Below are 23,883 nucleotides of genomic sequence, written 5' to 3'. Positions count from 1 at the left end.
TATTTTCAACGCCCTGCATAGAGTTAAGATATTCGCGCTTATTAACGGGAATGCTGTAGGTAAGCTCTGCATCCTGAGGGATCGCTAGAGCAATCCCGTTGATAGCAAAGTTGGAAATGCCAACTGATGTAGGTGAAGCCATTTATATTTCTCCTTAAAATGTTTTACTTAGAAAACTGAATGCCAACAGTGATCTGACGTAGAACGCCTGCGATCTTTGCTGGGTAGTAGACTTCAACAACGCCCGTACGAACGATTCTTGCCGAAGCTGTTTTGAGGAATGTCGCAAGGTCCTGACACAACAGATTGTCCACGTTCTCGCTGTAGTCAGCGATGATCTCGGACAAGATGATATTCGGGTTAACAGCGTTGCTTCCCGGATAAATCATCGTGTCATTGTCAACGAGCTTCTTGGAGTTTTCACCGAAGAAGCGTGAGTTCAAGCGTGCCTGTAGCTTCGTACGAACATACGCAAGAATGTTGAGCGCTTCGATGTCCTGATAACTGTCGTCAGCCGTGCCTTCTGCGTTCGTCTGATAGGTCATACGAGGACGTTCTAGGTAAACATTACCGGCAGTATCCTGCTTGGTAATACCGATACCAGCGTTAAAGATTGCTTCTCTTGCGCTCTGGCTGAATGCGTTTCCTAGTGGAGCGGCTGCTACGGCTAGGGCGATGCCCTGAATAGGATTTGCAGGGTCTGCACTCGCCTTCACGGCAACGGCTGCACCGACTGCTGCGGCAAGTTCAATGTCAGAATCTGTTCCGCCTGGAGCAAAACCTTCAACGCTCGAATATGGGCTGTTTACCGTGGAGCCAAGGGCAACGAGGTTAGCCATACTGTCTGCAATGGCTGTCACATGGATACCGTCTAGGCCGTTGTTGTAAGCCCAACGTGAAGCCAAGAAAGTATCAAAGGCTTTTACGGCGTCGCTTGTCGCAAACGGAGTGATGAAGAGGTTTGCAGGAATGTCACCGAGACTTGTTAGAGCGGCAGTGATGTCGGTTGCTGAGTCGGATGCTGCGTTTACGAGATAAACAGGCGTCACGGTGTCAACGGAACGATAGCGGGCATAACCCTTATAGATGTCCGAAGTTGAACCGAACGCTGATGCTACGTCCGCAAGCGATCCAGCGAGAACAGGCGTGTTCGTGTTGCCTGTCGAAGATGTTGCAACGAGAACGACCTGATAGGTCGTTGACGCTACACCACCTGTTGATGAAATCGTAATCCATGTCCCCGGTAGCGGAAAGGACTCTGGAATATTTGATATACTCATATGGAATATCTCCTTAAATGATCATAAAAGATGAATGGGTTTAACCTCTTTTATTTAGTTGGATTAATGATGTTGGGGAAAATGGTAGTAGATCCGTTATTGGGCATGGTTGTATCTATTTCGATAAGGTCAGTGCTGCCTTCTTGATATCCGTCTTCTTCTGTAATCGTGTATGTGAGAGTAAAATCGAATGAGTAGACAGCGCGCGAGTTTGAGCTATCGAGAGAACCAACGATCGAGCCGCTTTCAAACTGCATGGGATAGCCATTGCTTCGATCGGGTGTCGGGTCCCAACCCATCAGGCATTTGCGAAGGTCTGTTCTAGCTAGGTCATATGCGTCACTGGCAGACTGATAACCCGTATCGTCGCTTTCCATATTGAGGACGACAACACACTGAAACGTGGTTGTCTCAAGTGCTAGGTATCCCGGCATGTTCTGATTTTCAGTAGCCGTGACGTTCGGTATCCACACGCCGCAAAATGGCATGTCACTCTGTTTAATGTTCTGTTGGTTCATCATTCGGCTGATGTCGCCGATACCAGATACCTTCGTGAAATATCGCGTGTCTGTTCTGATCTGCTTGATAACGTCAACGCATCTTAGGATTGGGTTCATTTATCCACCTTTGTAAGTTTCAGGGCATTTTCTAGGCGCTTCTCGATTTCGGGTTTCATTTGTTCAAAGACGGTCGATAGGTAAGGGCGGGCCTCAAGTTTTGACCCGTTGTTCAGGGCTGCTCCGGCTTCCAGTGCTTTCGCTTGTCGTGCCGTGTCGATGAGTGTGACCCTGTTCCCTTTAATCCTGACCTTGAGCAACAAAGCGAGGCTTCCAGTCCAGCTTGCAGGTGCCTGACCAGGCTTGCTGGCGACGTGTGGGCTCGTGCTCGCATTGGCTAAAATGAGGGCTTGTGTCTTCTTCTTGATATCGTTTCCGATGGCACGAAGCTCTTTCTTGAGAGCTTTCTGATCGACTTGCAGTTGTCCAGGATTGCTTATCTGGAAGGATATCGTGGGCATTATCTCACCGTATCTTGTTTACTTAGGAAACATTCTAAATATCGGTTTTCCTGTTCCACCATCATCAGCCTCACCACCTGATATCGAACAGTGATCACCGAACGATCTGGCTGGCGAACTTCCTGCGTGACGTACTGGAATGAGTTGAGGTCCGGTCTATAACGAGTTCTCAAGATGCTCGTGTAATCCGTCATATTCTCCTGAACGCCGTTCACAACCATGAATGGGTTCACATCGAATAACTGACCATATTCGTAGCGAGCGTTGGTCATCTGGTACGAGTTGCCCCGACCGTCTTCCGTTTCCGTCTGCTCCCAGTCCCAGAAGGTGATCTTCTGGATGAACTGCGTCTCATCTATGCGGCTACTGCTCATGGGCGGCCACCGAAGTTGAATCTCTGATGCGGGGAAATGAGGCTGTCGATAAAGCTATTCGTTAGCTTTATCTCATCAGCACCTCTGTTCTTGTACATGCGCTTCGTCATTTCCTTAATCGCAAGGACCAAGCTAGTCGGAACGCTTGCTGCGTCCGCTGCGATGCCGCCTGTGTACTGAACGACCATATGGGAATGGTTTCGGTAGAGATCGTTGAGGTTGTAAGAGAATGAAAGCTGAATACGAGCAGGATCAGTCGTGAGATCGGGGAAGTAGTCTTGGTTCTCAACAAGAGCCACTTCGCCCTGGCCCCAGAAGGCTGCTGTTACGCTCTCGATACTCTGTGCGCCTGTTGGCAGATTGATCCACTGACCGCCGCCAGAGCCATAGCCAAAGCTACCTGAGCCGTTCGACAGGAAAGAGCGGAAGTAGAAATCATTCTGGGACATTTCATCTTTTGCCATGACCCATGTGATCGGTGTTGCGACGAGGTAGTCACCGATAATGTCTTGGATATAATCTTGAGCCGTCTGGGCGAGGGCTTGAATGAGGCTTGTCTGTGAGGGGTCGAGGACCATGCAATAGTCCATAAGGTCATCAACATCGACTACGAGGTCAGGCTTGTTGCCTCTGAGGTTTGATATCATGCGTCACCTCATTTCGTGATCTTGTCGGGTACTGGCCCGCAAGCGTCGATGAGTTCTGCATATCCTTGTTCAACGAGAAGCAATCCGACATGAGGGCGAACCACGCATGTCATGCCTTCGACGAACTTTGGATTATAGGTTTTGATGATTTTGATCTTCATTAGATACCTCAAATGGTTGTTTGAGGTATTTATTGAAGTTTAATCTCAATGATTATTGGGATTATGTGCTAGGGATTAGTTGGCGCGATTGATAAAAGTATCGAGACCTATTGACTGCCTCTATCCCTTATCCCATCGTACTTTTTTATCATCATTAGAGGTTACAATGATACTCGATATTCTCAAGGTATATGGATATGATGAGCCGTCTTACATGACAGAGACGGATCAGAATGTATATTGGTTTAGTCTAGACCAGTTCTGGGTCATAGACACCTCCGTTGCCCCGGTATTTAGACTTGTAGGTCCCTTTTCTTCCATTGAAGAGGCGCAAAAATGTGCAAAGCGGATCGAGGTGGAATATCAGAAACTTATCAGAAAAGAGATTGATCTTGCTGCCTTCAAGGCTTTTCTGGAGCAGGAAAATACCGAGAGAGAATGCGTGATGCGTGCGAGCCGTCAGGCCGATCTTGCAAGTTATACGCCCACAGCGAGCCCCCAAAAGAAGAGTACTCTTGAACCCTGAGTACACCATATAGCGCCGTCTCTCTGGGGCAGCACACAATGCACCACAGAGACATTATACCGCACTGTACGGGGCTATTAAATAATAGAAAACCCGGCTTGTTGGCCGGGTTTTCTATGTCCATCTTACTCTGCGACTAAGATGGGCCACGCACGCAAGCCATACGCTTTCGCATAGAGCTTATCGCCGGTGATGGGACATGTGCGCCAAGGGCGAAACACATACCGATAACCGGCTGGTGCGGGCGGAAAGGATTTCTTGGACATCCTCTTACTCCCACTAGGGTGGTGTGAGGCATTGAACAATACATGGGGATGTCGTAACGTAGCGGCGTTGAAACACACTGCGCTGGACTACCCGGTGCATTTGACAGCCATGCCTAACATAGTGGCTGCCCCGCAAAACGAGATAGGCCTGCTTTCGACTGGTACTCGAGGGCAGGCCTTTTTCATTTTTAAGGCCGAGATCAGATGTCTCATACTCCCTGATTGATTGCAAGCCTTCATATTCGCGGATTAAGATTTTTATTTGTTCCCGTATTTGTAGGTGCTATTGCTTTTTGTGGAGTGCGTTTGGCGCTTCAAAGGGGGTAAGTATGGCTGAAAATCCGCTTGTGATAGCGATGGAGAATATTGCAAATCGAAGAAGAAAGCTTCAAGCTGAAATGGCTGAGTTGGATAAGATGCTATACGATTTATCTAAGTATAGTGAAGTTTCCATAGAAACTATTTTCAAATATCTTGATGATATATATAATAACGAAATCGATGAAACGCCGTCTGATGGGTTGCAAAGGATTAGCGAAAAAGAACTAGAAGCTTTTGTTATACATTTTATTCAAATGAATGGCCCTATGGATGTTGATAGCATACTGCATTTACTAAGGATTCATGGCTATGATGCTGGTGGGGCTGACAAAAGAAAAAATCTAAATACCAGATTGTGGAGGATAACTAAAGAAAATAATCCTATAAGCAAAAGAGATGATGGGTTCTACATAGTAAATATGCCTAATGGAAATGGTATGATATGATATATAAAATATCATGTAGAATAAAAACCAAGTAATACTATGGTTTGTGGGGTATCCTATTTCATGTTTCTTGTTTGATTTGGTAGGAACCCCTTTTACGTCCCTTCATCGCTGCTACACGATTAGCCTTGCGTTCTTCACTCCAAGGGGCCTTAGGTCTGCGAAGTTTCGCCTTAGCTTTTTCGGTCTTCTTCTCACCTTGCTTCAAGCGGCAATCCCTCTTGGATTCCTCTGCTGATCTGATCCATGCTGTCTTGATGTTCATAGGTGATCCCGTTCTTACGAACTCAGGCTTCCATGTGAGGCAGTATGGGAGTTTGATTGTTTTGTTGATTCGATGTTCGACAGCATAAATGACCGCATTATTCAAATGGGTCAGGGCATCAACGTTCTTGATCCAGAGCTTCTTGTAATCTTCAAAGGTAAGATCGAACTGGATGTTCATTTTGCGTTGGTATGCTTGTGCGGATTGGAACTTCTTCTTCAGAAGTTCAACTGTGTTTTCATGTAAAATCATTGGTTAGTCCTTTCTAAATGCGCAGAACCCCTGATGAGGGGACCAACCACGGACTCATCAGGGGTTCTTTTAGAAAGAAGGTTTAGTGAACTAGGTCTGATGAGAACCAATGCGCGATGGCATTGGTTGGTCCCATCAGCTTTTGTTCTTATGTGTATTTATACTTTGATGCATCTTTGGACGTCATTATTCATCTGGCCCGGTTTACCTGCGCTCAGCGCGAGCGATTAATGCGGCTGCGCCGCAAGCCTTACGGAGCGCAGAGCGTAAGCGAGCGCCCGTAGAGCGACTACACGCCGAAGGCGTCCGTCTTTTAAAGAGCGAAAGCGAATAACCCGGATGACGCGACGCGTCTTTGAGCAAAGCGAAAAGACGTGGGCGTCAAGCCCGGTTTAGATTTGTCGTTATTCATCTAGGGGTGTTTACCGGGCTCTGTTACTACTTACAGTAGTAATAGTGTCTATTAAATATCTCTAGGTGAGTACCGACGGCTCTCCTTATATAATGGCCGAACATCAACCAGCAGAGACATCAAGGCTCAACTGAACCCTCATATGGCGATTGCCCTGATCGACTGACTGACACGACACCACACGGAAGTTCTCACGAATAATCGAGCGATCAGGACACCTAATCATCCGATGACATTTCATATTAGATGAGACAGGTACCCATAGCATGATTACCTGATGCCTAGCTCGACGGTAGATGTGCCATTGACCTTTTGGATTGTATTTTTACATTGCCCACTGATGTTACGGAGAAACCATCTGCTATGAACCGAGACCAAATGGAAAAAAATATCGTTATTATAGCTGCTATCTGCACAGCATCATTTGTTGGGATTTATATATGGCTTTCGATGGGAACTGAGGAAGTGCCTGATCTTATCAAGACAGTATCTCCCCTTATAGTCGTAGCAGTAACGGGATATTTTGCATGGTGTCAGTTAAAGATATCTCGAGCCCAGAAAGAGCTGAGCGAGCGACAAGCGAGCACCGCTCACACTAAGCTAAAGCTGGATCTATTTGATAAAAGATACGAGGCTTATCAAAATATCATTGAGCATTTTGTCTATTGTTATGACCTTCCTATGGGGATCATGGCCTATTACCGTTTAACAGAAGAAGAGAATATAGAATATCATAGGCTTCGTACATTTAGCAGAAGCGGAGACGATAAGATTAGATTTATAAGACCAATCAGGGAACGGGCTCTCGAGAAAATAGATAGTATTTCCGTTTATAATGTTGAAAGCAAAAAGAAGAGAGAACTTGATCTTGAGAGGGTTAGGTTCCTATATAGCGATGACGTTTATCATGTACTCTTTGATTTTTCAAAAGAGTGTCATGAACTTCTAGGGCATCAGCACCGGACTCTGATCGTGTGCTTGAACAGAGAAGTTGATTCCTTTCTCGGTATTCCGGCACTTGCTAATCCCAATATGGCTGATATCGAGAGTAAGAAATCAAAACTTGCAATCGAGTTTAAGACCAATATAGTTGATACTATGCGACCTTACCTGCATGTGCCGGAGAAATAAAAAAATGTTCTCCAACTGCGTTGTAGAGAGCTGGAACTACACAAAAGAGCCCCCTAGCTGATGCTACAGGGCTCTCATGGTATCCGAGTTAGCGACCCAGACGCTTCGATATTTCCTGCGACATCTTGATCAAGATATCATCGAACTCACCAGAATGAGCACTCTCGCGGACCTTTTCATAGAAGGCCAAGAGATTGTCATACCCCGTTCCAATGTTGATCGTCTGAGAGGCCGTCATACCGGGAAGAGCAATGGTCTTGCTACCATAACGCAAGTCGGTTGTGATATTTCCAGCGAAGTCCACTTTGAACCAAAGGCGGGTGGCCTTGCGACCCTTGGGTAGTTCTTCGTTATCACGAAGAGCTTCTACTGCGCTGATCTGCTTATCCAAGGCGTTGATGAAGGCATCTCGCGGAGACTTCTGAACAGTCGTTTTCTTCGTGACGAACTTCACGTCTTTGAGGAATGAAAACTTAGCTGGTGCTCTTCCCATGATATTTGACCTTTGTTTAATGATGTCTTGTTTTACTCTAATATTCTTAACAGGTTCTTAGGGTGATGATACCCCTAAGAAGCCCGCTGAGGGTGGTCTAGTGACTTGCTGCTATGCAGTTGCCCCGGAGGACCGAACGCGCTCTACGGGCTTCATTGAGCTTCCAACATTGGAAATATCAACATGAACAAAATGTAACAAAACCCCACAACCCGAAATCGAAAACTGATGTATTGTACAACCTAAGCGAGCAACGAAAGAAGCTCGTCGTTCTTTGAAAATCCAATAAGTCATTAGATCGATGATGCGATCTTGCGCGGAATGGCCGTCTTTCGAGAAGTGAGTTCGAGTCTCACACGCGCATCTGAGACCGATCAAGTCTTGCGTTTCGTGGGTTTTCCCGAAATGAACTTCGAGTAGGTTACGATGGCTCAGTCATCTTCACTAAAAAATACGACAATGGATCTCAGCAATCCAATGTCGAGCATCATCGATCGTTCAGACATGGCGGCTGTTAAAGGTCAGCCCTACGATGAGCTTGTTGCTTACGGCGTCTCGGGTATTTCCGAGATGTACAAGGGCTTCGATACAACTCGTAGTGGTTGGCTCAAGACGGTTGCTGTCTGTCTGACCTTGTATTCCCGACAGGACGAACCTGAGGTTCGAAAAGGACTCCTCGCTCACCAGAGCGAAGCGTTCGATAAAAGCCTCACCGATGTCCCTAACCGTCAACTAGATGTTGCTCACGTGATCGTTGCTCTCAACGGTCATGCGGCAGCCATTGGGGGGGCTGCAATCAGCGGTGCTGCGAAGACACGTCTCAAGCAGGGTGTGGAGTATCTCTGCAAACTGGGCGACACGCTGGAAGAGCGGATCAATGAACTCGGCGAGTTCGAGTCATTCAATGCGTTGATCAAGAAGGTTCGAGAAGACGAGGCTGGTCGCGTCACAAAACCCGTCGCTGTCCCAGCGCAGGCCGACAATCTCCTTAATGGAGAGCGTAAGTTTGCGGAGCGTTTCTACAAGGCTACTGCGCCTGCAAAGGCAAGGTTCGAAGTGGAAGATGTTAATGGGAGCAGTCCGATTGACGGACTGTGGGTTGCTCTTTGTCGGTCTTCGGGATCGGGGTTCGAGGTTGTTCGTCTGTCTCGGCAGAAGAACCTCATCGAACCGATGATCTCGGAGGCTCAGGAGCAGGATCGCCTGTTGCGTGATGAACTGGCTGCTCAAGCTACTGTTTCAAAAGAGGCAGCGGCGTGATGGTCATAAGGTCGCCGAGCGGGTGGGGGGATATCATTCCCCCACATTCAACCGCAAGAAGAGCAGGGGATGCCTTTGTAAGCGGGAGCCTTGACCGGCTCCTGCTTGAAGGTCCCCCGGGAAGCGGAAAGACTTCAGCGGCTTATGCCATGTTGTTTAGCCGTATCCCCGATCTACATAAGACGCAGAACGACATCTCTTATCTCAATGCGGCAGACTGTCGCACGGAAAGTGATGTTTTGCGCACAATAGAAGGTATGCGGATGTATGGGCAGAACTCAACAGGTCAGAGGTTTCTGATTATTGATGAGGTAGACTGCTTCGCGTCCGTTGCAGCTTCGACCTTGAAAGGCAAGTTGGACGGTCTCGAGACTAATGTTCCTGTGATCCTGACAACGAACCACATCTCAAGGTTGGACCCTGCTCTAGTGAGCCGTTTCAAAGCAGTTCACTGGAATCGCCTCAGTGTGGACCAGATGACTTCTTGGATTAAAGGTCAGTGTGCGAAGGCTGGTTACAGCCTGAAAGACACTGATCTTGCAACCATACTCGCTGATGGGACGGATTATCGTAAGGTGGTCCAGAACTTGGCTATGTTATGAGAAAAGGGGGAGCATTCCTGCTCCCCTTTTTTTGTTTTAAGTTTGCTTAAAAAGCCCCGCAAGGTATTGCCGTGTGCATCGTTGAAGGGGACTACAGGATCTATTCTTTCTTGTGCTGCAAAGTATAAAGGGGAGGCCGGAGAGCCCTGTACGGGCTTGACAGGGGCTCTCACGCTAAGTAGATGCGGGCTTGGGCCGGCGTAGCACAGCTGATAGTGCAGTCGATTTGTAATCGAAAGGTCGGGGGTTTGAATCCCTCCGCCGGCACCATTCAATCTTCCAGTTCAGCACCAAGGCGTTCAGCAAGAACCTTCCACTGGGGTTGAAGCTGATGGGCAAGATGTTCGCTTGTCGCATCCACATAAAAACTCTGGAGCATTTCGGGACTTGTTCCCATGTTCGCAGCCAGTGAATAGAACGGCACACCTGCGATAATCATCTGCGTGGCGAAAAAGTGCCGAAACGAATAAGCCGACCTTTTCGCTCCGGTGTAATCGTAAAGAAGGTCAGCTTCTTCCAACAAAGCATTCAGGCCATTCCTAAACGATGTCTGCACATTCCCGCGGCTGTTGATGAACGGGCTTTCGCTGGGTTCCGGGTCTCTTCCCAGTTCCTCACGACAAAGACCCCATAGCTGATTGATCGACCAATATATCTCGGGCATTGCGACGATAGGCCGCTTCTTCCCTTTTCCATGCACATGAAGTCGGATTGCCTTGCCGCAAGCCAGTCTGGCTTCGTCGTCGTAGCCGTCGATATCGGGCTTGAAGTGATGGATGTCCTGCCATTTTAGATTGGCTGCTTCTGGTGGTCTCATTCCCGAGAACGCCATCAGTTCGATATAAGCCCGAAGCCTCAACCGATCCCGCATGATCCTCGGATGAATGTCGGGGTCACCTAATGCACGCCGTGTCGATATGACGTTCAGCTTGCCAAACTCTTCCATCGTAAAACCGGGACGGGGATTAGGTTTCACCTTCTGCGACTCGACTTCGATGACCTCCTTCGTATGACCTTCTTTTCGGAGCCATGTGAAGAACGCCCGAAGAGCCTGTGCCTCTGTAGCTCTCGTTGAACTGCTAGGCGCTTTGCGTGATCGAGGGCTGATAGGCATTCGAACCTGTTTGCCATCGCGCTCATATTCTAAGTGAGTGACGGACTTGCCTGGCCCATCTGTCCAGTAGGCGTTCCGCCAGTCCCAGTACCTAGTGACCTTGTTTGAGGTCAGGTGTGCAACGCTTTCCTGCCGGAAGAACTCCCGAGCATATCGGTCGAGAATCGCATAGAAGCGTTTGAACTGTTCAGCTTTGATCACGCCTTGTTCTGTTCTGCGTTCAAGCTGCCGCAGAAACATATTCATGTACTCGTCAAAGCTCTTCGTTTTCGCTTTGAGGCCGAGTTTGGTGTTGTGCTTGGCTTCTGCATAGAACTCGAATGCGAGTCGTTTGGCTTCGTGTTCGTCTTTCGTTTTCAGTGAATGACGGACTTGTCCTTGCCCTTCAATCGAGAAGCGCATGTGCCAACTACTGCCTCGCTTAAACAGCGTGTAGGGCGCTTTGCTATCGTAATGCACCGGCATATTTTAGGTGTCCCGTATGTGCTTAACTCGTGCTAGCTTAATGTCGCGGTTTATCGTAGAGCAAGAGCTAATAAAACCGCTATTTTGTGCGGTTTTAAGGGGATTTTGCGCTCGTAAGTGCTAAACTTACAAAACCGCTGCACTACCACTGTGCTAACCCGGCATCGGCAGTGCGGCTTTTTCCATGTCCGGGGCTGTCAGGTCAAGCGCTGGAGAACGATTCTCTGGTTTCGCCCCGTAATTTAGTGCGGGATGGGCGTGATCAGGTCTGCGGGCGGCGGAAGATGCTGCGAGTCTTTCGTAAAGCCATAGCCGTCGGAAGAAAGACCCTGATGCGTCACCGCATGGGAGCAGCCAGCCAGTGTAAGGCCTGCTCCTGTCAGGCAGGCGCCGATAAGAAGAATACGGATCATGACGGCTCTTTCGTGCTGTGTTCGGAAGACAGGGAACGGGCCACACCCTGCGCAAGCCGTGTATAGGCCTGAGCTGCTTCGCTGTCGGGTGCGGAAAGGATGATCGGAGTCCCGTCATCGCCACTTGCGCGGATATCGGCGAGCAGCGGGATCTCCGCGAGGAACGGAACGCCCATCTTTTCGGCTTCGGCCTTTGCGCCGCCGTGGCCGAACAGTTCCGTTCGGTGGTTGCAGTTCGGGCAGCAGAAATAGGACATGTTCTCGACGACACCGAGGATCGGGGTTTCCATCCGCTCGAACATGGCCACGCCGCGTCTTGCGTCCAGCAGCGCGATATCCTGCGGCGTGGAGACGATGATCGCGCCGCCAGTGGCAAGCTTGGGACCGAGTTTCTGGGCCAGCGTCAACTGCGCGTCGCCGGTGCCGGGGGGCATGTCGATCACGAGAACGTCGAGTTCCCCCCATTCGACTTCGCCCAGAAACTGCGTCAGCGCACCCATGACCATCGGGCCACGCCAGATCATGGCCTGATTTTCGTCCACCAGATAGCCGATGGACATGCTCTTCAGGCCCCAGGCTTCGATCGGCAGAATCGTTCCGTCCACGACGTCCGGCCGCGCGTTGCGTCCCAGCATGCGGGGAAGAGAGGGGCCGTAGATATCCGCATCCAGAAGCCCGGTCTTCAGGCCCTCCCGTGCAAGTCCGACCGCAAGATTGACGGCTGTGGTGGATTTGCCGACACCGCCCTTGCCCGACGCGACCGCAATAACGGCCTTCACACCCGGCAGCAGCGTTTCGGGAGCATGTCGGCTCGCGGCGTTGCGGCGTTTGTCGCCCAGATTGAAGGGGCGGTGCCCTCCGCCCTGTGCGGGCGCGTTGGCGGCGGCCGGCGTTGCGGGGCGATGGGACGTGAAGGACAGGGTGGCGCCCGTGATGCCCGGCAGGCTCGCTATCGCTGCTTCGACACGCGGCCGCAGGGGCTCCACGCGCGAGGCGTTGTCCCGTGACGTCGCCAGAGAGACATGCGCATGTCCGTTTTGAACCGAGACGCTCTCAAGCGCTGCGAAGGACAGGACGTTTGAGCCCTGACTGTCCTGCTCGGATTTCAGGATATCGGTAATGCGGGTTTCGGCGCTGGAGGCGTCCGTCCCGGGGGAGGCGGGCGGCATGTCGTTGGGGGGCGTGGTGTCAGTCATGCCGGGCTCTCATCAAGGAAATTATTGTATCGAAAAGGGGCATGAGCCTAGCATCAACGGTCTGAAAACGCATCCTGAATGGCGGGATGGTGACGAACGGCCATGTTCTGCGTTAGCGTGGGGGCATGAAAAACCCATCTGTCCGTCTTTCTGTTTCCGTTCTGGCGCTGTCCCTTTCCGCAGGCTGGGCGCTGAGCGCGGCTCCGGCGCTGGCTCAGGATGCTGCGCCGGTGGCAGGTCAGCCGTCTTCCGTACCGACTCCTGCGCCGCGTTCGGTGCCGTCGAGCTTTGCGGATCTGGCAAACAGGCTCCTGCCGTCGGTCGTGAACGTCTCGACCTCCGCTGTGCTCAAGCCTGCGAAGACGGATGACAAGGGGCCGGATTCCAGCGATCCGGACGGCCCGCAGGTGCCCCCGTTCCAGCAGGGCTCACCGTTGGAAAAATTCTTCCATGATTATCTGAAGCACAAACCGGCCCCGAACCATCCGCCCCGCCGTCAGCAGGCGCTGGGTTCGGGCTTCATCATTGATGCGTCCGGTATCATCGTGACGAACAATCATGTGATCGAAGGGGCAGATCAGGTCAGCGTCACGCTTCAGGACGGGACCGAGATGCCGGCGCGGATCGTGGGACGGGACAGTCAGGTCGATCTGGCCGTGCTGGAGGTCAAGCCCAAGCGTCCGCTTCCGACAGTCCCGCTGGGCCGGAGCGACAAAGCGCGGATCGGGGATTGGGTTCTGGCGATCGGCAACCCGTTCGGGCTGAACGGAACAGTGACGGCAGGCATCATCTCCTCGCGCGGACGAAACGTCGAACACGGTCTGTATGACGACTATATCCAGACGGATGCCGCCATCAATCGCGGCAATTCCGGCGGTCCGCTGTTCAATCTTTCCGGCGAAGTCATTGGTATCAACACGCTGATCTATGGCGGCTCGGGCGGCGATTCCATCGGGATCGGTTTTGCCATTCCGGCGGATGATGCGCGAGGGATCATCGACCAGCTTCGCCGCACCGGGCATGTCTCGCGCGGCTGGATGGGGCTGAAATTCCAGGATGTGACGAACGACATTGCCGAGACGCTCGATTTCCGCAAGCCGGACGGCTCTAACGGCAAGGGAACGCTGATTTCTGAAATCGATCCGAAAGGCCCGGCTGCAAAAGCGGGTCTTGAGGTTGGCGACATCATCACCCGCGTCAATGATCAGGACGTGACCGGCCAGACCATGCCGCGCATCATTGCCTCCATTCTACCGGGAACGCAGGCGCAGCTGACAGTCTGGCACAAGGGGGCCCTCAAAACGCTGCCGATCACGCTTGCGCAGTCTCCCACGCCGCCGGATATGCCGCCGTCCGACACACATCAGCCGGAGCACCGTCATGCGGCTTTGGGTGAACTCGGGGTGACAGTCAGTGCGATCGACGCAGACGCACGCACGCAATATGCGCTGTCTGACGATCAGCGCGGTGTTCTGGTTTCACGTGTCGAAGCCGGAAGCCCTGCTGCATCGCGGGGAATTGTTGAGGGAAATGTGATCACACAGGTCGGACAGGACCAGATCAACACGCCGGACGATTTCGCCAAGGCCGTGCAAGGTCTGCACGAGCGCAAGAAGACGGAAGCCCTGCTGCTGGTGCAGGATGACGATGGGCTGCGCTGGGTTCCGGTGCCCTTTCTGGGGAACTGATTTTCACCTGAACTGAAATGTGAGCATGAATGTTCTGATACGTCTGGGCCGGGCTTGGCTGCCTGCGCCGCCTCGGAACAGCAGCTGGCGCGAAGTCATGCGTCCCGCAATACGCCAGACCATCCGGGTTCTGGTGTCGGTGGTCGTGGCGTGGATCATCGGGTCGCTCATGCATCTGCAGGAAACGATCTGGGCGCTGGTCACGGCCCTGATCGTGACGCAGTCCAGCATCAGCCAGACCATGGCCACGGCCCGCGACCAGATCAGCGGAACGGTGATCGGGGCGCTGGCGGGCGGGTGTGCGGTCGTGCTGGAAATTACGACGGGTCTGCGCTGGATTCCGTTCTGGATCATGCTGACGCCGTTGGTGTTCCTGACGGCCATTCAGCCGACGCTGCGTTTCGCCTGCATCACCCTGATGATCGTGTATCTGTTTCCCAGTCAGGGCAGCCCGTTTTTGCCGCTGGTCACGCGGCTTCTGGCCATTGTCATGGGCGTTGCGGTGTCGATCGTCGTATCGTTTCTCATTCTGCACAGCAGTGCGCGCAAGCAGGCATTCCATACGGCAGGGCGTCTGTTACGGCGCATGGACCAGCTTCTCAAAAGCGCGCTCGACCAGAATACGGGATGGACGGCCATCGAGCAGCAGAACGATGACTGTGTGGCTCTGCTGATGGAGCTTGAGGATGCCGTCACCGAAGCGCGGCGCGAACGGCTGAAGGAACTGGAACAACGTGATCCGGTTCTGGCCGCTCTGCCCCGGCTCATGCGGCGCCTGCTGAATGACACGATGCTGGTCGCGCGGGCCATTGCGACGGGGCGCGCGGCGGGAAATACCGGCCTGATGCCGTTGTACAAGGGGCTGAGCCATGCGCTCCGGGCGCTGGCACATAGTTGTGAAGAACAACTGACCGCGAAGAACAGCCGGCATCCGCGACAGGCGCAGGATGAAGAAATTCTGCATCTCCTGCCACGTCTGGAAGAACAGACCCGGCCGGAGATGCGCTTTGTGATGTCCCTTTTCCGGGAAGATCTGGAAAGAGCTGTCGGCGTGGTCATGCGCGAAGATGTGAGTGGCATGAAAGGGCTCTGATGCCTTTTTCCGAGGTCTTTGCGGCGGACGGTTCCGGGGGCTGTTGAAACCGTTATTCGGCTTTTGCGTTGTTCGGAGGCTATGATGGCACATGCCCGGCCTTGTCGGTCCCCGTCAGCGACCGGCCCGAAACCACGGAGAAGTCCATGATTACGCGCGAAACTCTCAAGTCTCTTCCTGCCAATGTCCAGGCGCCCCCTTACGACATTGACGGCGTGAAACCGGGGATCGTGCATTTCGGTGTCGGCAACTTTTTCCGGGCGCATGAAGCGTTCTATGTGGAGCAGATCCTTGAACACGCGCCCGACTGGGCGATCATTGGCGTTGGTCTGACGGGCAGTGACCGCTCGAAGAAGAAGGCCGAGGAATTCAAAAAACAGGATTGCCTGTATTCCCTGACCGAGACGGCCCCTTCCGGCAAAAGCACGGTGCGCGTCATGGGGGCGCTGCGCGATTATCTTCTCGCCCCGGCAGATCCTGAAGCCGTGCTGAAGCATCTGGCCGATCCGGCGATCCGCATCGTGTCCATGACGATCACGGAAGGCGGCTATAACATCAACGAGACGACCGGTGCGTTTGATCTGGAAAATGCGGCGGTGAAAGCCGATCTGCAGAACCCGGAAAAGCCGTCTACGGTCTTCGGTTATGTCGTCGAGGCCCTGCGCCGTCGCCGGGATGCCGGACACAAGGCGTTTACGGTTATGTCCTGCGACAACCTGCGCCATAACGGCAATGTCGCCCGCAAGGCTTTCCTCGGCTATGCGAAAGCGCGCGATCCGGAGCTGGCAAAATGGATCGAGGAGAACGCGACCTTCCCGAACGGAATGGTTGATCGCATCACCCCGACCGTTTCAACGGCCATTGCGAAGAAACTGAACACGGCCAGCGGGCTGGATGACGACCTGCCGTTGGTGGCTGAGGATTTCCACCAGTGGGTTCTGGAAGACCAGTTCGCCGATGGTCGCCCGCCGCTTGAAAAAGCCGGTGTGCAGATGGTCGGAGACGTGACGGACTGGGAGCACGTCAAGATCCGGATGCTCAATGCCGGGCACGTCACGCTCTGTTTCCCGGGCATTCTGGTTGGCTATGAGAATGTGGATGACGCCATTGAAGACGGCGAACTCCTTGGCAATTTGAAGAACTACCTCAACAAGGATGTCATCCCGACCCTGAAGGCGCCGTCAGGCATGACGCTCGAAGGCTACCGGGACAGCGTCATCAGCCGTTTCTCCAACAAGGCGATGTCGGACCAGACGCTCCGGATTGCCAGCGATGGCTGTTCCAAGGTTCAGGTGTTCTGGACGGAAACCGTGCGCCGGGCGATCGAAGGTAAGCGTGATCTGTCACGCATTGCGTTCGGAGTTGCGTCCTATCTCGAAATGCTGCGTGGACGGGACGAGAAGGGCGGGACGTATGAATCGTCCGAGCCGACTTATGGCGATGCCGAATGGAAGCTGGCCAAGGCGGACGATTTTGAGAGTTCTCTGAAGCTCCCGGCGTTCGACGGGTGGCGCGATCTGGACACGTCCGAACTGGATCAGAAGGTCATCGCGCTGCGGAAGATCATTCGCGAAAAGGGTGTGAAGGCCGCCATTCCGGCCTAAGTTCGACTTTTCGGGAATAAAAAACCGCGCTCTGTAAGGAGCGCGGTTTTTTTATGCTCAGATCTGTCCCAGCAGAACAAGAATCACGACGATGACCACGATCAGGCCCAGTCCGCTGGACGGGTAGTAGCCCCATTTTGAACTGTACGGCCATGACGGCAGCGCACCGATCAGCAGGAGAATCAGGATTACAAGAAGGATCAGTCCCATGGCACATCTCTCTTGCCGGTTGAGACTGCTTTACGCGCGTTGGTGAAAGAAAGTTTCCGCAATATTGCGAAAGATCAAAGCTGCCGATCGCGCTTGATGCGGTCCCAGGCGGCGTTGATGCGGGCGACTTTGTCCTGCGCCCGGCGGCGCTCGGCTTCGGACATGGGTTTTTGCGCCAGAACGTCCGGATGGTGTTCGCGGATCAGGGTCCGCCAGCGGATACGCACTTCGGTATCGGTGGCGGTGCGCGTGATGCCGAGAATGCGATAGGCATCCGGTTCGTTCGAACTGGCGGCGCGGTTGTTGCCGCTTTCTGCCCGATCCCACGCCCCCGCGGGAAGGCCGAAAGCCCGGTGGACGCGCTGGAGAAAGTCGACTTCCTTGGGGTGCAGCTTGCGGTCCGGTCCGGCATCGGCGCGGGCGATGCGGAACAGGGCCGTCATGAGGTTTTCAAGCGGTGCCGTGTTGTCGGCATAGGCCGCGCCCATCTCACGGGCATACATCTCGAAGTCGTCCGTTCGGTCCCGAGCGCGGTCGAACAGCATGCCAACTTCCTTGACGTTATCAGACGGGAACTGGAAGCAGGTTTTGAAAGCGTTGATTTCGTGCCGGTTGACCGGGCCGTCGATCTTGGCGAGCTTCGCACACAGCGCAACAAGCCCGATGGCATAAAGCTGATCCCGCTTGCCCAGCGCCGCCGCGATCTTGGCCGCTCCGAAAAAGGCTGCGCTGTTGGGATCAGGCCGACCATTTGCAGGAAAACGCTCGCTCCATCCTCCTGTCGAGGGTTTGAGCAGGGAGCCGCTATCGGCGGCATGCCCCAGAGCAGCGCCCATCAGCGCTCCGAAAGGACCACCAACCGCGAAACCCGCGACACCACCGAACATCTTGCCCCAGATAGCCATGAGTTCAGCCTAGCACGCCCATCCTCGGCGGCAAATGACAGATCGTACAGCCGCACATCACGCGGTCTGAAAGCTTTTGTGTGAGGCGTGCTATGAAAGCGGAATGACGAACCCGGCCCCTCTTCAGGCTTTGTGCTGTCAGAGTTTCAGACTGTTTGACGGATATTTGCATGACTTCTTCGCTGCCCCCTCGTACTGACGACGAACTGATGGAGCTTTTGATCCGCCGGTTGCCCGAGAAGTTGCAGACGGTGCTGAACTGGCTGCGGGAGCCGTCGCATAAATGGGTACGGATTCCGGCGGGAGTGCTGTTCATGCTGGGGGGAGTCCTGTCGATCCTGCCGGTTCTCGGATTGTGGATGCTGCCGGTTGGCATCATGCTCCTGTCACAGGATATTGCTTTGTTCCGCCGTTTGCAGGGCTGTGTCCTGCGCTGGATCGAGCGCAGACATCCGGACTGGCTGGGGCTGACAGCCGAAAAAGCTTAGCCTGAGGTTTCAAGCCGTTTTTGCAGATGCAGAAGTGCGGCAACCCGAAGCGCTGACGCCAGTGGACGTTCGGGCGGCCGTGTTGCATCCAGCGAAGCGACGAGTGAGGCAAAGCTCTGCTGGCGCGTCATGGCGATCATGTCCAGAACCGTCCAGAATTCGGGTTCGAGTGCCACGGACGTCCGATGTCCGGACAGGGACAGACTGCGTTTAACGAGATCGCTCATGCGGGGTGGTCCTCAAGCTGTTTGATGGCCCAGTCTGCCGTCTCGGCAATATCCGGGTCTGGATCTGTCAGCAGGCCGCGCGCGGAGGGGAGGAGCGACGGATCGGCGGAGTTGCCAATGGCGATCAGTACGTTGCGTACAAATCTGTTGCGTCCGATCCGCTTGATGGGCGAGCCGGAAAAGAATGTCCGGAAGGTCGCATCATCCAACCGGACCAGTTCATCAAGTTTCGGCGCCACCAGTTCAGGGCGGGCCTGAAGTTTGATATGCCGTGCGCTCTCTGCAAAGCGGTTCCACGGGCAGACGGACAGGCAGTCGTCGCAGCCATAGATGTGGTTGCCGATTTTCGCGCGCAGTTCGTGCGGGATTGGGCCTTTGTGCTCGATCGTCAGATACGAAATGCAGCGGCGCGCATCCATGCGGTAGGGCGCCGTGAAGGCATCGGTCGGGCAGGCGGTCAGGCAGCGCGTGCAGGAGCCGCAGCTTCCACCTTTTGGCGCAGAAGGCGCGAGTTCCAGCGTGGTGTAGATCTCGCCCAGAAGCAGCCAGGAGCCATGCTCCCGCGAGACGAGACAGGTGTGTTTTCCTGTCCAGCCGAGCTGCGCCTTCTCCGCCAGTGCGCGCTCCGAAACCGGCGCGGTATCGACGAACACCTTCACCTGCGTCTCCGGTCCACCCAGTTTGACGACATACTGTGCCAGATGCTTGAGCATGCCCTTGATGACATCGTGATAGTCGCGGTTCCGGGCATAGACGGAAATATTGCCGCATTCGGGATCGGTCGTTGGGCCTTCCGCCGGGGCGTAGGAGAGGCCCAGCGAAATCACACTCCGCACTTCGGGCCAGAGCGCCTGAGGATGGGCGCGCTCTTCGATGCGCGTCTCCATCCACTCCATTGTTCCATGATGACCCTGAGCGACGAATTCCCGCAGACCCTGCGCGACCTCCGGCCCAAGTTCGGCTTTGCAGAACCCGACCGCATCAAAACCCAGATGGCGCGCATGGTCCGCAATCCGGGTTTCAAGCCCTGTGGCGGGTGTCGGAAAATCAGGCATGAAAAGGGATTGGTCTCACCGGTGAACGGACATTCATTATGTCATCGGGTATACAAATGGACCAGCTTTTCCAGTGTTCGGAAGGCCCGTTTCAGACAGGGTTTGTCACGATTTGAAAATGGCTTGCCACGTCGGTGGCGGAGCGGCATCGTTGGGCCATGCGACATCCTTTCCGCTTCATTCTGCCCGCTGCTGTTCTGGGCATGACATCCGTTCTGGCACTGAATTCGGTCGCACAGGCTGCTCCGTCCGCCGCGCAGGTTTACGATCATGTCCGGAACGATCCGGTCCGGCTGAACATGTTCCTGCGGGATTTTCCCAAAGGGGCGGATCTGCACAATCATCTGGCTGGCGCGGTTTATGCCGAAAGCATGCTGGACTGGGCTGCGCGCGATGGGCTGTGCGTGTCCCTGACGGAAAAGCGCATTCTCGATCATGCGTGCACCCATCCGGGAGGCGGCGAATTTCCTGCTGCCGACCTGTCGCATCACGCAGGATCGGAAAATGCGCTGATTGATGCGCTGTCCATGCGCGATTTCGTGCCGTCGCCGGGGGATGCTTCCGGCCACGACCATTTCTTCGCGACTTTCGCCCGATTTACCGCCATCGCCGACGCGCACGAGGGCGAGATGCTGGCCGAAGCCCGCGACCGTGCGGCACGCGATCATGTGACGTATCTTGAACTGATGATCTCGCCCGGCATTGGCCCGATGATCGGGGCCGGTTTCCATCATCCGTTGCAGGGCGACGACCTCGCTGCTGCACATCAGGCGCTCGTTCCGGAAATTCCGGCACTGGTGCAGAAGGCCCGAGCCGAGACGGACCGGATGGAGGCTCAGGCGCGGGAGGTGCTGAAATGCGGAACGCCACAGGCCCATCCGGGCTGCGCGGTCACGGTGCGCTATCTGTTCCAGACCTTGCGAACGCTGCCGCCTCAGGCTGTTTATGCGCAGCTTGATGCCGGCTATGCGACTGTGAAAGCCGATCCGCGCTTCGTCGGGCTGAATATCGTCGCGCCCGAGGACGACGCGACCGCCATGCGCGACTATGACCTGCATATGCGGATGTTCCATTTCCTGAACGGCGTGTATCCGGGCGTGAAGCTGAGCCTGCATGCCGGGGAACTTACGACGGGCCTCGTCTCGACCGAGGGTCTGCGACACCATATCCGCGCAGCCGTTGAAGTGGCAGGAGCCAGCCGGATCGGGCATGGCGTGGATGTGGCGCTGGAGGACGACCCTGAAACGCTTCTGGCTGAGATGGCAAAGCGTCCTGTGATGGTGGAAATCAACCTGACCAGCAATGACGAGATCCTCGGCGTCAAAGGCGCGGCACATCCGTTTTCGCTCTATCGCCGGGCTGGGGTGCCGATGGCGTTGTCCACGGATGATGAAGGCGTCTCACGCGGGGATCTGACGCAGGAATATGTCCGCGCGGCCCAGACCTATGATCTGTCCTATGCCGATCTGAAAACACTGTCCCGCGCTGGGCTGGACTATGCATTCGTGCCGGGTGCAAGTCTCTGGGGCGATCATCAGCCGGGGCAGTTTGTTCCGGCCTGTCGGACATGGCCAGTCACTTCCGCATCCTGCACGGCGTTTTTGAAATCCAGCGAGAAAGCCCGTCTGCAATGGGCGCTTGAAGAGCGGTTCGTCACGTTCGAAGCCGCTGTCACACATGAGGGTCTCTATCAGTGAAATCTGTCTCAACCGTTTTCGGGGCCGCGCTCCTGTCCCTCTGTGCGTCTGGTCTGGCGTTGGCTCATGCCCCAATTCCCGTTCGCGTCGTCGTCGTCACGACGTTCGAGATCGGCAAAGATACGGGTGATACAGCGGGTGAATACCAGAACTGGATTGAAAAACTGCCCCTGCAGCAGACGATCCCGGCCCCCGGCACCGATCATGACGTGATGCACTACAATCCGGATCTGCATGTTCTGGGCATCGCAAGCGGCGAGGGGCCGGAGCACATGGCCTCGGCCATCACGGCCCTCGTGCTCGATCCGCGGTTCGATCTGCGACATGCCTATTTCGTGCTGGCAGGAATTGGTGGGATTGATCCCAATTTCGGGACCATCGGCTCGGCCGTCTGGGCACCGCGTGTTATCAATGGCGGTCTGTCCCATCTGGTGGACCCGCGTGAAATCCCCGCCTCCTGGCCGGACGGGTTTACGCCCGTGCAGGGCAGCACTCCGGATGAAAAGCCGCGTCCTGCGCTGCATTCCGGCATGGGAGACATGGAATACACGCTCGACCCGGCCCTCGTGCAGTGGGCTTATGGGCTGACGAAGGACATCGCGCTGCCCGACAATGACGGTTTGAAAGCATCGCGCCTGCGTTACACCGGCTTTGCCGCAGCTCAGAAACCGCCTTCCGTGCAGCTTGGCGACACGATTTCGGGCGAGACCTTCTGGGTCGGCGCGAAAATGAACCAGTGGGCCGAGCGCTGGGTGAAATACTGGACGGATGGACAGGGCGTGATGGCCACGACGGCGGAAGAAGATGTGGCGTTCTGTCAGGCTCTGGCGCTTCAGGGCAAGGCCGGGCGCGTTGACCCGAAGCGTGCGCTGATCCTGCGGACGGCCAGCAATTTCGACATGCCCCCGCCGGGCCAGAGTGCGGCGCAGCTTCTGTCAGATGAAGCGCATGAGACGGGTTTTTCAGGTTTTCAGGCGTCGGTGGATGCGGCCTATACGGTCGGGAGTGTGGTCGTGAAGGAACTGGCGACGCACTGGGACCGGTACGGCAAGGCCCTGCCGTCGGCGCAGTCGTCAGCGCCGTAATGGGTCCGGGGCAACGCCCCGGAGTACAGGGCCATTACAGGGCCAGATCAGGCATCGGCCATTCGTCCTCGGTCCAGTCGCCCTTGGCCCAGTCTTCGCGCAGCTTCACAGCCAGAGCATCAAGCGTGCCGTCCACGATGGCGGCGCGGATCTGGCGCATCAGGCGCTGGTAATACGCCAGATTGTGCCATGTCAGCAGCATCGGGCCGAGCATTTCATTGGCACGGAACAGATGATGCAGATAGGCACGGCTGTAACGTCCAGCGACGGGTGTGTCGTCATGGGGCGTCAGCGTGCGGGTGTCTTCGGCGAAACGGGCATTGCGCAGATTGATGGCGCCGCGCTCGGTATAGGCGCGGGCCGTGCGACCCGCGCGCGAGGGCATCACGCAGTCGAACATATCCACGCCGCGCATGACCGCACCCAGCAGATCGTCCGGCGTGCCGACGCCCATCAGATACCGCGCCTTGTCCTGCGGCAGCATCGGCGTGGTGAAGTCCAGCGTCGAGAACATCAGTTCCTGGCCTTCCCCCACGGCCAGACCGCCGATCGCATAGCCTTCAAAGCCGATCTCGGTTAGGGCCTTGATGGAATATTCCCGCAGATCCCGCTCGGTGCCGCCCTGTACGATACCGAACTGGCCATATCCCTCACGCGCGACAAACGCCTCGCGGGAGCGGGCGGCCCAGCGCATGGACATTTCCATGGATTTGCGCAGGGCTTCGGGCGTGGCAGGCAGGGCCGGACATTCATCGAACGCCATGGTGATGGTCGCATCGAGCTTGAACTGGATGTCGGTCGAGATTTCTGGCGTCAGGCGGTGCTTGCTGCCGTCGATATGTGAGCGGAACGTCACGCCGTCTTCGTCGAGTTTACGCAGCGCACCAAGGGACATGACCTGAAATCCGCCTGAATCGGTCAGGATCGGGCCGGGCCAGTCCATCATTCTATGCAGGCCGCCCAGCTTCTGCACGCGGTCCGCCGTAGGGCGCAGCATCAGATGATAGGTGTTGCCCAGAACAATGCCCGCACCCGTGGAGCGCACGGCGTCCATCGTCATGCCCTTGACCGTGCCCACGGTGCCGACCGGCATGAAGGTTGGGGTCGGGACTGTGCCGTGGCGGGTGTGCAGATGGCCCGCGCGCGCCATGCCGCAGCTCGCTTCAGGCACCCAGGTCATTTTGGTGGC

27 protein-coding genes and 1 tRNA gene are annotated in these 23,883 nt (G+C 55.0%); 12 read left to right on the top strand and 16 right to left on the bottom strand.

Annotation, left to right across the window (positions count from 1 at the left end; genetic code table 11):
* Nucleotides 1-164 precede the first annotated feature (164 nt).
* From GKO01_RS12160 to GKO01_RS16010, 6 genes are read right to left on the bottom strand one after another with little or no spacing between them, the layout of a single operon-like run.
* Complete coding sequence (locus tag GKO01_RS12160) at nt 165-1,280, bottom strand: hypothetical protein (RefSeq protein WP_099287264.1); 1,116 nt, start codon at nt 1,278-1,280, stop codon at nt 165-167.
* A gap of 50 nt (nt 1,281-1,330) precedes the next feature.
* On the bottom strand, nt 1,331-1,897 hold the full coding sequence (locus GKO01_RS12155) for a phage tail terminator protein (RefSeq protein WP_099287263.1): 567 nt from the start codon (nt 1,895-1,897) through the stop codon (nt 1,331-1,333).
* Complete coding sequence (locus GKO01_RS12150) at nt 1,894-2,298, bottom strand: hypothetical protein (protein WP_099287262.1); 405 nt, start codon at nt 2,296-2,298, stop codon at nt 1,894-1,896. The genes GKO01_RS12155 and GKO01_RS12150 overlap by 4 nt, the downstream gene beginning before the upstream one ends.
* Nucleotides 2,298-2,672: a hypothetical protein gene (locus GKO01_RS12145; protein WP_099287261.1), complete on the bottom strand. Its 375-nt coding sequence runs from the start codon at nt 2,670-2,672 to the stop codon at nt 2,298-2,300. The genes GKO01_RS12150 and GKO01_RS12145 overlap by 1 nt, the downstream gene beginning before the upstream one ends.
* Nucleotides 2,669-3,319, bottom strand: coding sequence for a hypothetical protein (locus GKO01_RS12140; RefSeq protein WP_099287260.1), 651 nt, complete (start codon nt 3,317-3,319; stop codon nt 2,669-2,671). Before GKO01_RS12140 ends, GKO01_RS12145 begins: the two co-directional genes overlap by 4 nt.
* 8 nt (nt 3,320-3,327) lie before the next feature.
* Nucleotides 3,328-3,480, bottom strand: coding sequence for a hypothetical protein (locus GKO01_RS16010; protein WP_167383477.1), 153 nt, complete (start codon nt 3,478-3,480; stop codon nt 3,328-3,330).
* A 166-nt stretch (nt 3,481-3,646) separates the two neighbouring features.
* Here GKO01_RS16010 and GKO01_RS12135 point away from each other — a divergent pair, with 166 nt between their 5' ends.
* On the top strand, nt 3,647-4,006 hold the full coding sequence (locus GKO01_RS12135; RefSeq protein ID WP_099287259.1) for a hypothetical protein: 360 nt from the start codon (nt 3,647-3,649) through the stop codon (nt 4,004-4,006).
* A 595-nt stretch (nt 4,007-4,601) separates the two neighbouring features.
* Entirely contained in the window at nt 4,602-5,039 is a 438-nt protein-coding gene (locus tag GKO01_RS12130; RefSeq protein WP_099287258.1) for a hypothetical protein, read from the top strand.
* Between the two features lie 61 nt (nt 5,040-5,100).
* Here GKO01_RS12130 and GKO01_RS12125 read toward each other — a convergent pair whose 3' ends face one another.
* Nucleotides 5,101-5,556 (bottom strand): hypothetical protein, encoded by a 456-nt coding sequence (locus GKO01_RS12125; protein WP_099287257.1) that lies wholly within the window; start codon nt 5,554-5,556, stop codon nt 5,101-5,103.
* A gap of 790 nt (nt 5,557-6,346) precedes the next feature.
* Between GKO01_RS12125 and GKO01_RS12120 the strand changes: the two genes are divergently transcribed.
* Nucleotides 6,347-7,099, top strand: a complete 753-nt coding sequence (locus GKO01_RS12120; RefSeq protein WP_145994763.1) for a hypothetical protein — start codon at nt 6,347-6,349, stop codon at nt 7,097-7,099.
* A gap of 88 nt (nt 7,100-7,187) precedes the next feature.
* Here the strand turns inward: GKO01_RS12120 and GKO01_RS12115 are convergent, their stop codons facing one another.
* On the bottom strand, nt 7,188-7,592 hold the full coding sequence (locus GKO01_RS12115; protein WP_099287255.1) for a hypothetical protein: 405 nt from the start codon (nt 7,590-7,592) through the stop codon (nt 7,188-7,190).
* A 426-nt stretch (nt 7,593-8,018) separates the two neighbouring features.
* Between GKO01_RS12115 and GKO01_RS12110 the strand changes: the two genes are divergently transcribed.
* From GKO01_RS12110 to GKO01_RS12100, 3 genes are all read left to right on the top strand, one after another.
* Nucleotides 8,019-8,852, top strand: coding sequence for a hypothetical protein (locus GKO01_RS12110; RefSeq protein WP_145994762.1), 834 nt, complete (start codon nt 8,019-8,021; stop codon nt 8,850-8,852).
* Complete coding sequence (locus GKO01_RS16555) at nt 8,852-9,454, top strand: AAA family ATPase (RefSeq protein ID WP_099287253.1); 603 nt, start codon at nt 8,852-8,854, stop codon at nt 9,452-9,454. The genes GKO01_RS12110 and GKO01_RS16555 overlap by 1 nt, the downstream gene beginning before the upstream one ends.
* A 194-nt stretch (nt 9,455-9,648) precedes the next feature.
* Nucleotides 9,649-9,724 (top strand) — tRNA-Thr (locus tag GKO01_RS12100).
* A gap of 1 nt (nt 9,725) precedes the next feature.
* Here the strand turns inward: GKO01_RS12100 and GKO01_RS12095 are convergent.
* The 3 genes from GKO01_RS12095 to GKO01_RS12090 all read right to left on the bottom strand — a co-directional run bounded on the left by GKO01_RS12095 (nt 9,726) and on the right by GKO01_RS12090 (nt 12,642).
* Nucleotides 9,726-11,033, bottom strand: a complete 1,308-nt coding sequence (locus GKO01_RS12095) for a site-specific integrase (RefSeq protein ID WP_099287252.1) — start codon at nt 11,031-11,033, stop codon at nt 9,726-9,728.
* 242 nt (nt 11,034-11,275) lie between these two features.
* Entirely contained in the window at nt 11,276-11,446 is a 171-nt protein-coding gene (locus tag GKO01_RS16005) for a hypothetical protein (RefSeq protein ID WP_167383476.1), read from the bottom strand.
* The gene (locus tag GKO01_RS12090; protein WP_099287251.1) at nt 11,443-12,642 is read right to left on the bottom strand and encodes an Mrp/NBP35 family ATP-binding protein; all 1,200 of its coding nucleotides are present in this window, start codon (nt 12,640-12,642) and stop codon (nt 11,443-11,445) included. Before GKO01_RS12090 ends, GKO01_RS16005 begins: the two co-directional genes overlap by 4 nt.
* A 125-nt stretch (nt 12,643-12,767) precedes the next feature.
* Here GKO01_RS12090 and GKO01_RS12085 point away from each other — a divergent pair, with 125 nt between their 5' ends.
* The 3 genes from GKO01_RS12085 (at nt 12,768) to GKO01_RS12075 (ending at nt 17,027) form a co-directional block, all read left to right on the top strand.
* Complete coding sequence (locus GKO01_RS12085; protein ID WP_099287250.1) at nt 12,768-14,330, top strand: Do family serine endopeptidase; 1,563 nt, start codon at nt 12,768-12,770, stop codon at nt 14,328-14,330.
* Nucleotides 14,331-14,355: 25 nt separating this feature from the next.
* Nucleotides 14,356-15,423, top strand: a complete 1,068-nt coding sequence (locus GKO01_RS12080; protein WP_099287249.1) for an FUSC family protein — start codon at nt 14,356-14,358, stop codon at nt 15,421-15,423.
* Nucleotides 15,424-15,569: 146 nt separating this feature from the next.
* On the top strand, nt 15,570-17,027 hold the full coding sequence (locus GKO01_RS12075; RefSeq protein ID WP_099287248.1) for a mannitol dehydrogenase family protein: 1,458 nt from the start codon (nt 15,570-15,572) through the stop codon (nt 17,025-17,027).
* A 57-nt stretch (nt 17,028-17,084) separates the two neighbouring features.
* Here GKO01_RS12075 and GKO01_RS12070 read toward each other — a convergent pair whose 3' ends face one another.
* Complete coding sequence (locus GKO01_RS12070; RefSeq protein ID WP_082790651.1) at nt 17,085-17,237, bottom strand: DUF3309 family protein; 153 nt, start codon at nt 17,235-17,237, stop codon at nt 17,085-17,087.
* Nucleotides 17,238-17,311: 74 nt separating this feature from the next.
* Nucleotides 17,312-18,142 (bottom strand): TerB family tellurite resistance protein, encoded by an 831-nt coding sequence (locus GKO01_RS12065; protein WP_167383475.1) that lies wholly within the window; start codon nt 18,140-18,142, stop codon nt 17,312-17,314.
* Between the two features lie 170 nt (nt 18,143-18,312).
* Between GKO01_RS12065 and GKO01_RS12060 the strand changes: the two genes are divergently transcribed.
* Nucleotides 18,313-18,630 (top strand): hypothetical protein, encoded by a 318-nt coding sequence (locus GKO01_RS12060; protein ID WP_099287247.1) that lies wholly within the window; start codon nt 18,313-18,315, stop codon nt 18,628-18,630.
* Here the strand turns inward: GKO01_RS12060 and GKO01_RS12055 are convergent.
* Both GKO01_RS12055 and queG read right to left on the bottom strand, forming a co-directional pair.
* Nucleotides 18,627-18,857: a ribbon-helix-helix domain-containing protein gene (locus GKO01_RS12055; protein ID WP_099287246.1), complete on the bottom strand. Its 231-nt coding sequence runs from the start codon at nt 18,855-18,857 to the stop codon at nt 18,627-18,629. The genes GKO01_RS12060 and GKO01_RS12055 overlap by 4 nt on opposite strands.
* Complete coding sequence (queG, locus tag GKO01_RS12050) at nt 18,854-19,912, bottom strand: tRNA epoxyqueuosine(34) reductase QueG (RefSeq protein ID WP_099287245.1); 1,059 nt, start codon at nt 19,910-19,912, stop codon at nt 18,854-18,856. The genes GKO01_RS12055 and queG overlap by 4 nt, the downstream gene beginning before the upstream one ends.
* Nucleotides 19,913-20,070: 158 nt before the next feature.
* Here queG and GKO01_RS12045 point away from each other — a divergent pair, with 158 nt between their 5' ends.
* Nucleotides 20,071-21,609: an adenosine deaminase family protein gene (locus GKO01_RS12045; protein ID WP_099287244.1), complete on the top strand. Its 1,539-nt coding sequence runs from the start codon at nt 20,071-20,073 to the stop codon at nt 21,607-21,609.
* Entirely contained in the window at nt 21,606-22,694 is a 1,089-nt protein-coding gene (locus tag GKO01_RS12040) for a purine nucleoside permease (protein ID WP_099287243.1), read from the top strand. The genes GKO01_RS12045 and GKO01_RS12040 overlap by 4 nt, the downstream gene beginning before the upstream one ends.
* 34 nt (nt 22,695-22,728) lie before the next feature.
* Here the strand turns inward: GKO01_RS12040 and tgt are convergent, their stop codons facing one another.
* On the bottom strand, nt 22,729-23,874 hold the full coding sequence (gene tgt, locus GKO01_RS12035; protein ID WP_099287268.1) for a tRNA guanosine(34) transglycosylase Tgt: 1,146 nt from the start codon (nt 23,872-23,874) through the stop codon (nt 22,729-22,731).
* Nucleotides 23,875-23,883: the final 9 nt, after the last annotated feature.

The organism is Gluconobacter kondonii, from assembly GCF_002723995.1.
GTDB classification, from domain to species: domain Bacteria; phylum Pseudomonadota; class Alphaproteobacteria; order Acetobacterales; family Acetobacteraceae; genus Gluconobacter; species Gluconobacter kondonii.
This window is presented reverse-complemented; position numbering and strand designations above follow the sequence as displayed.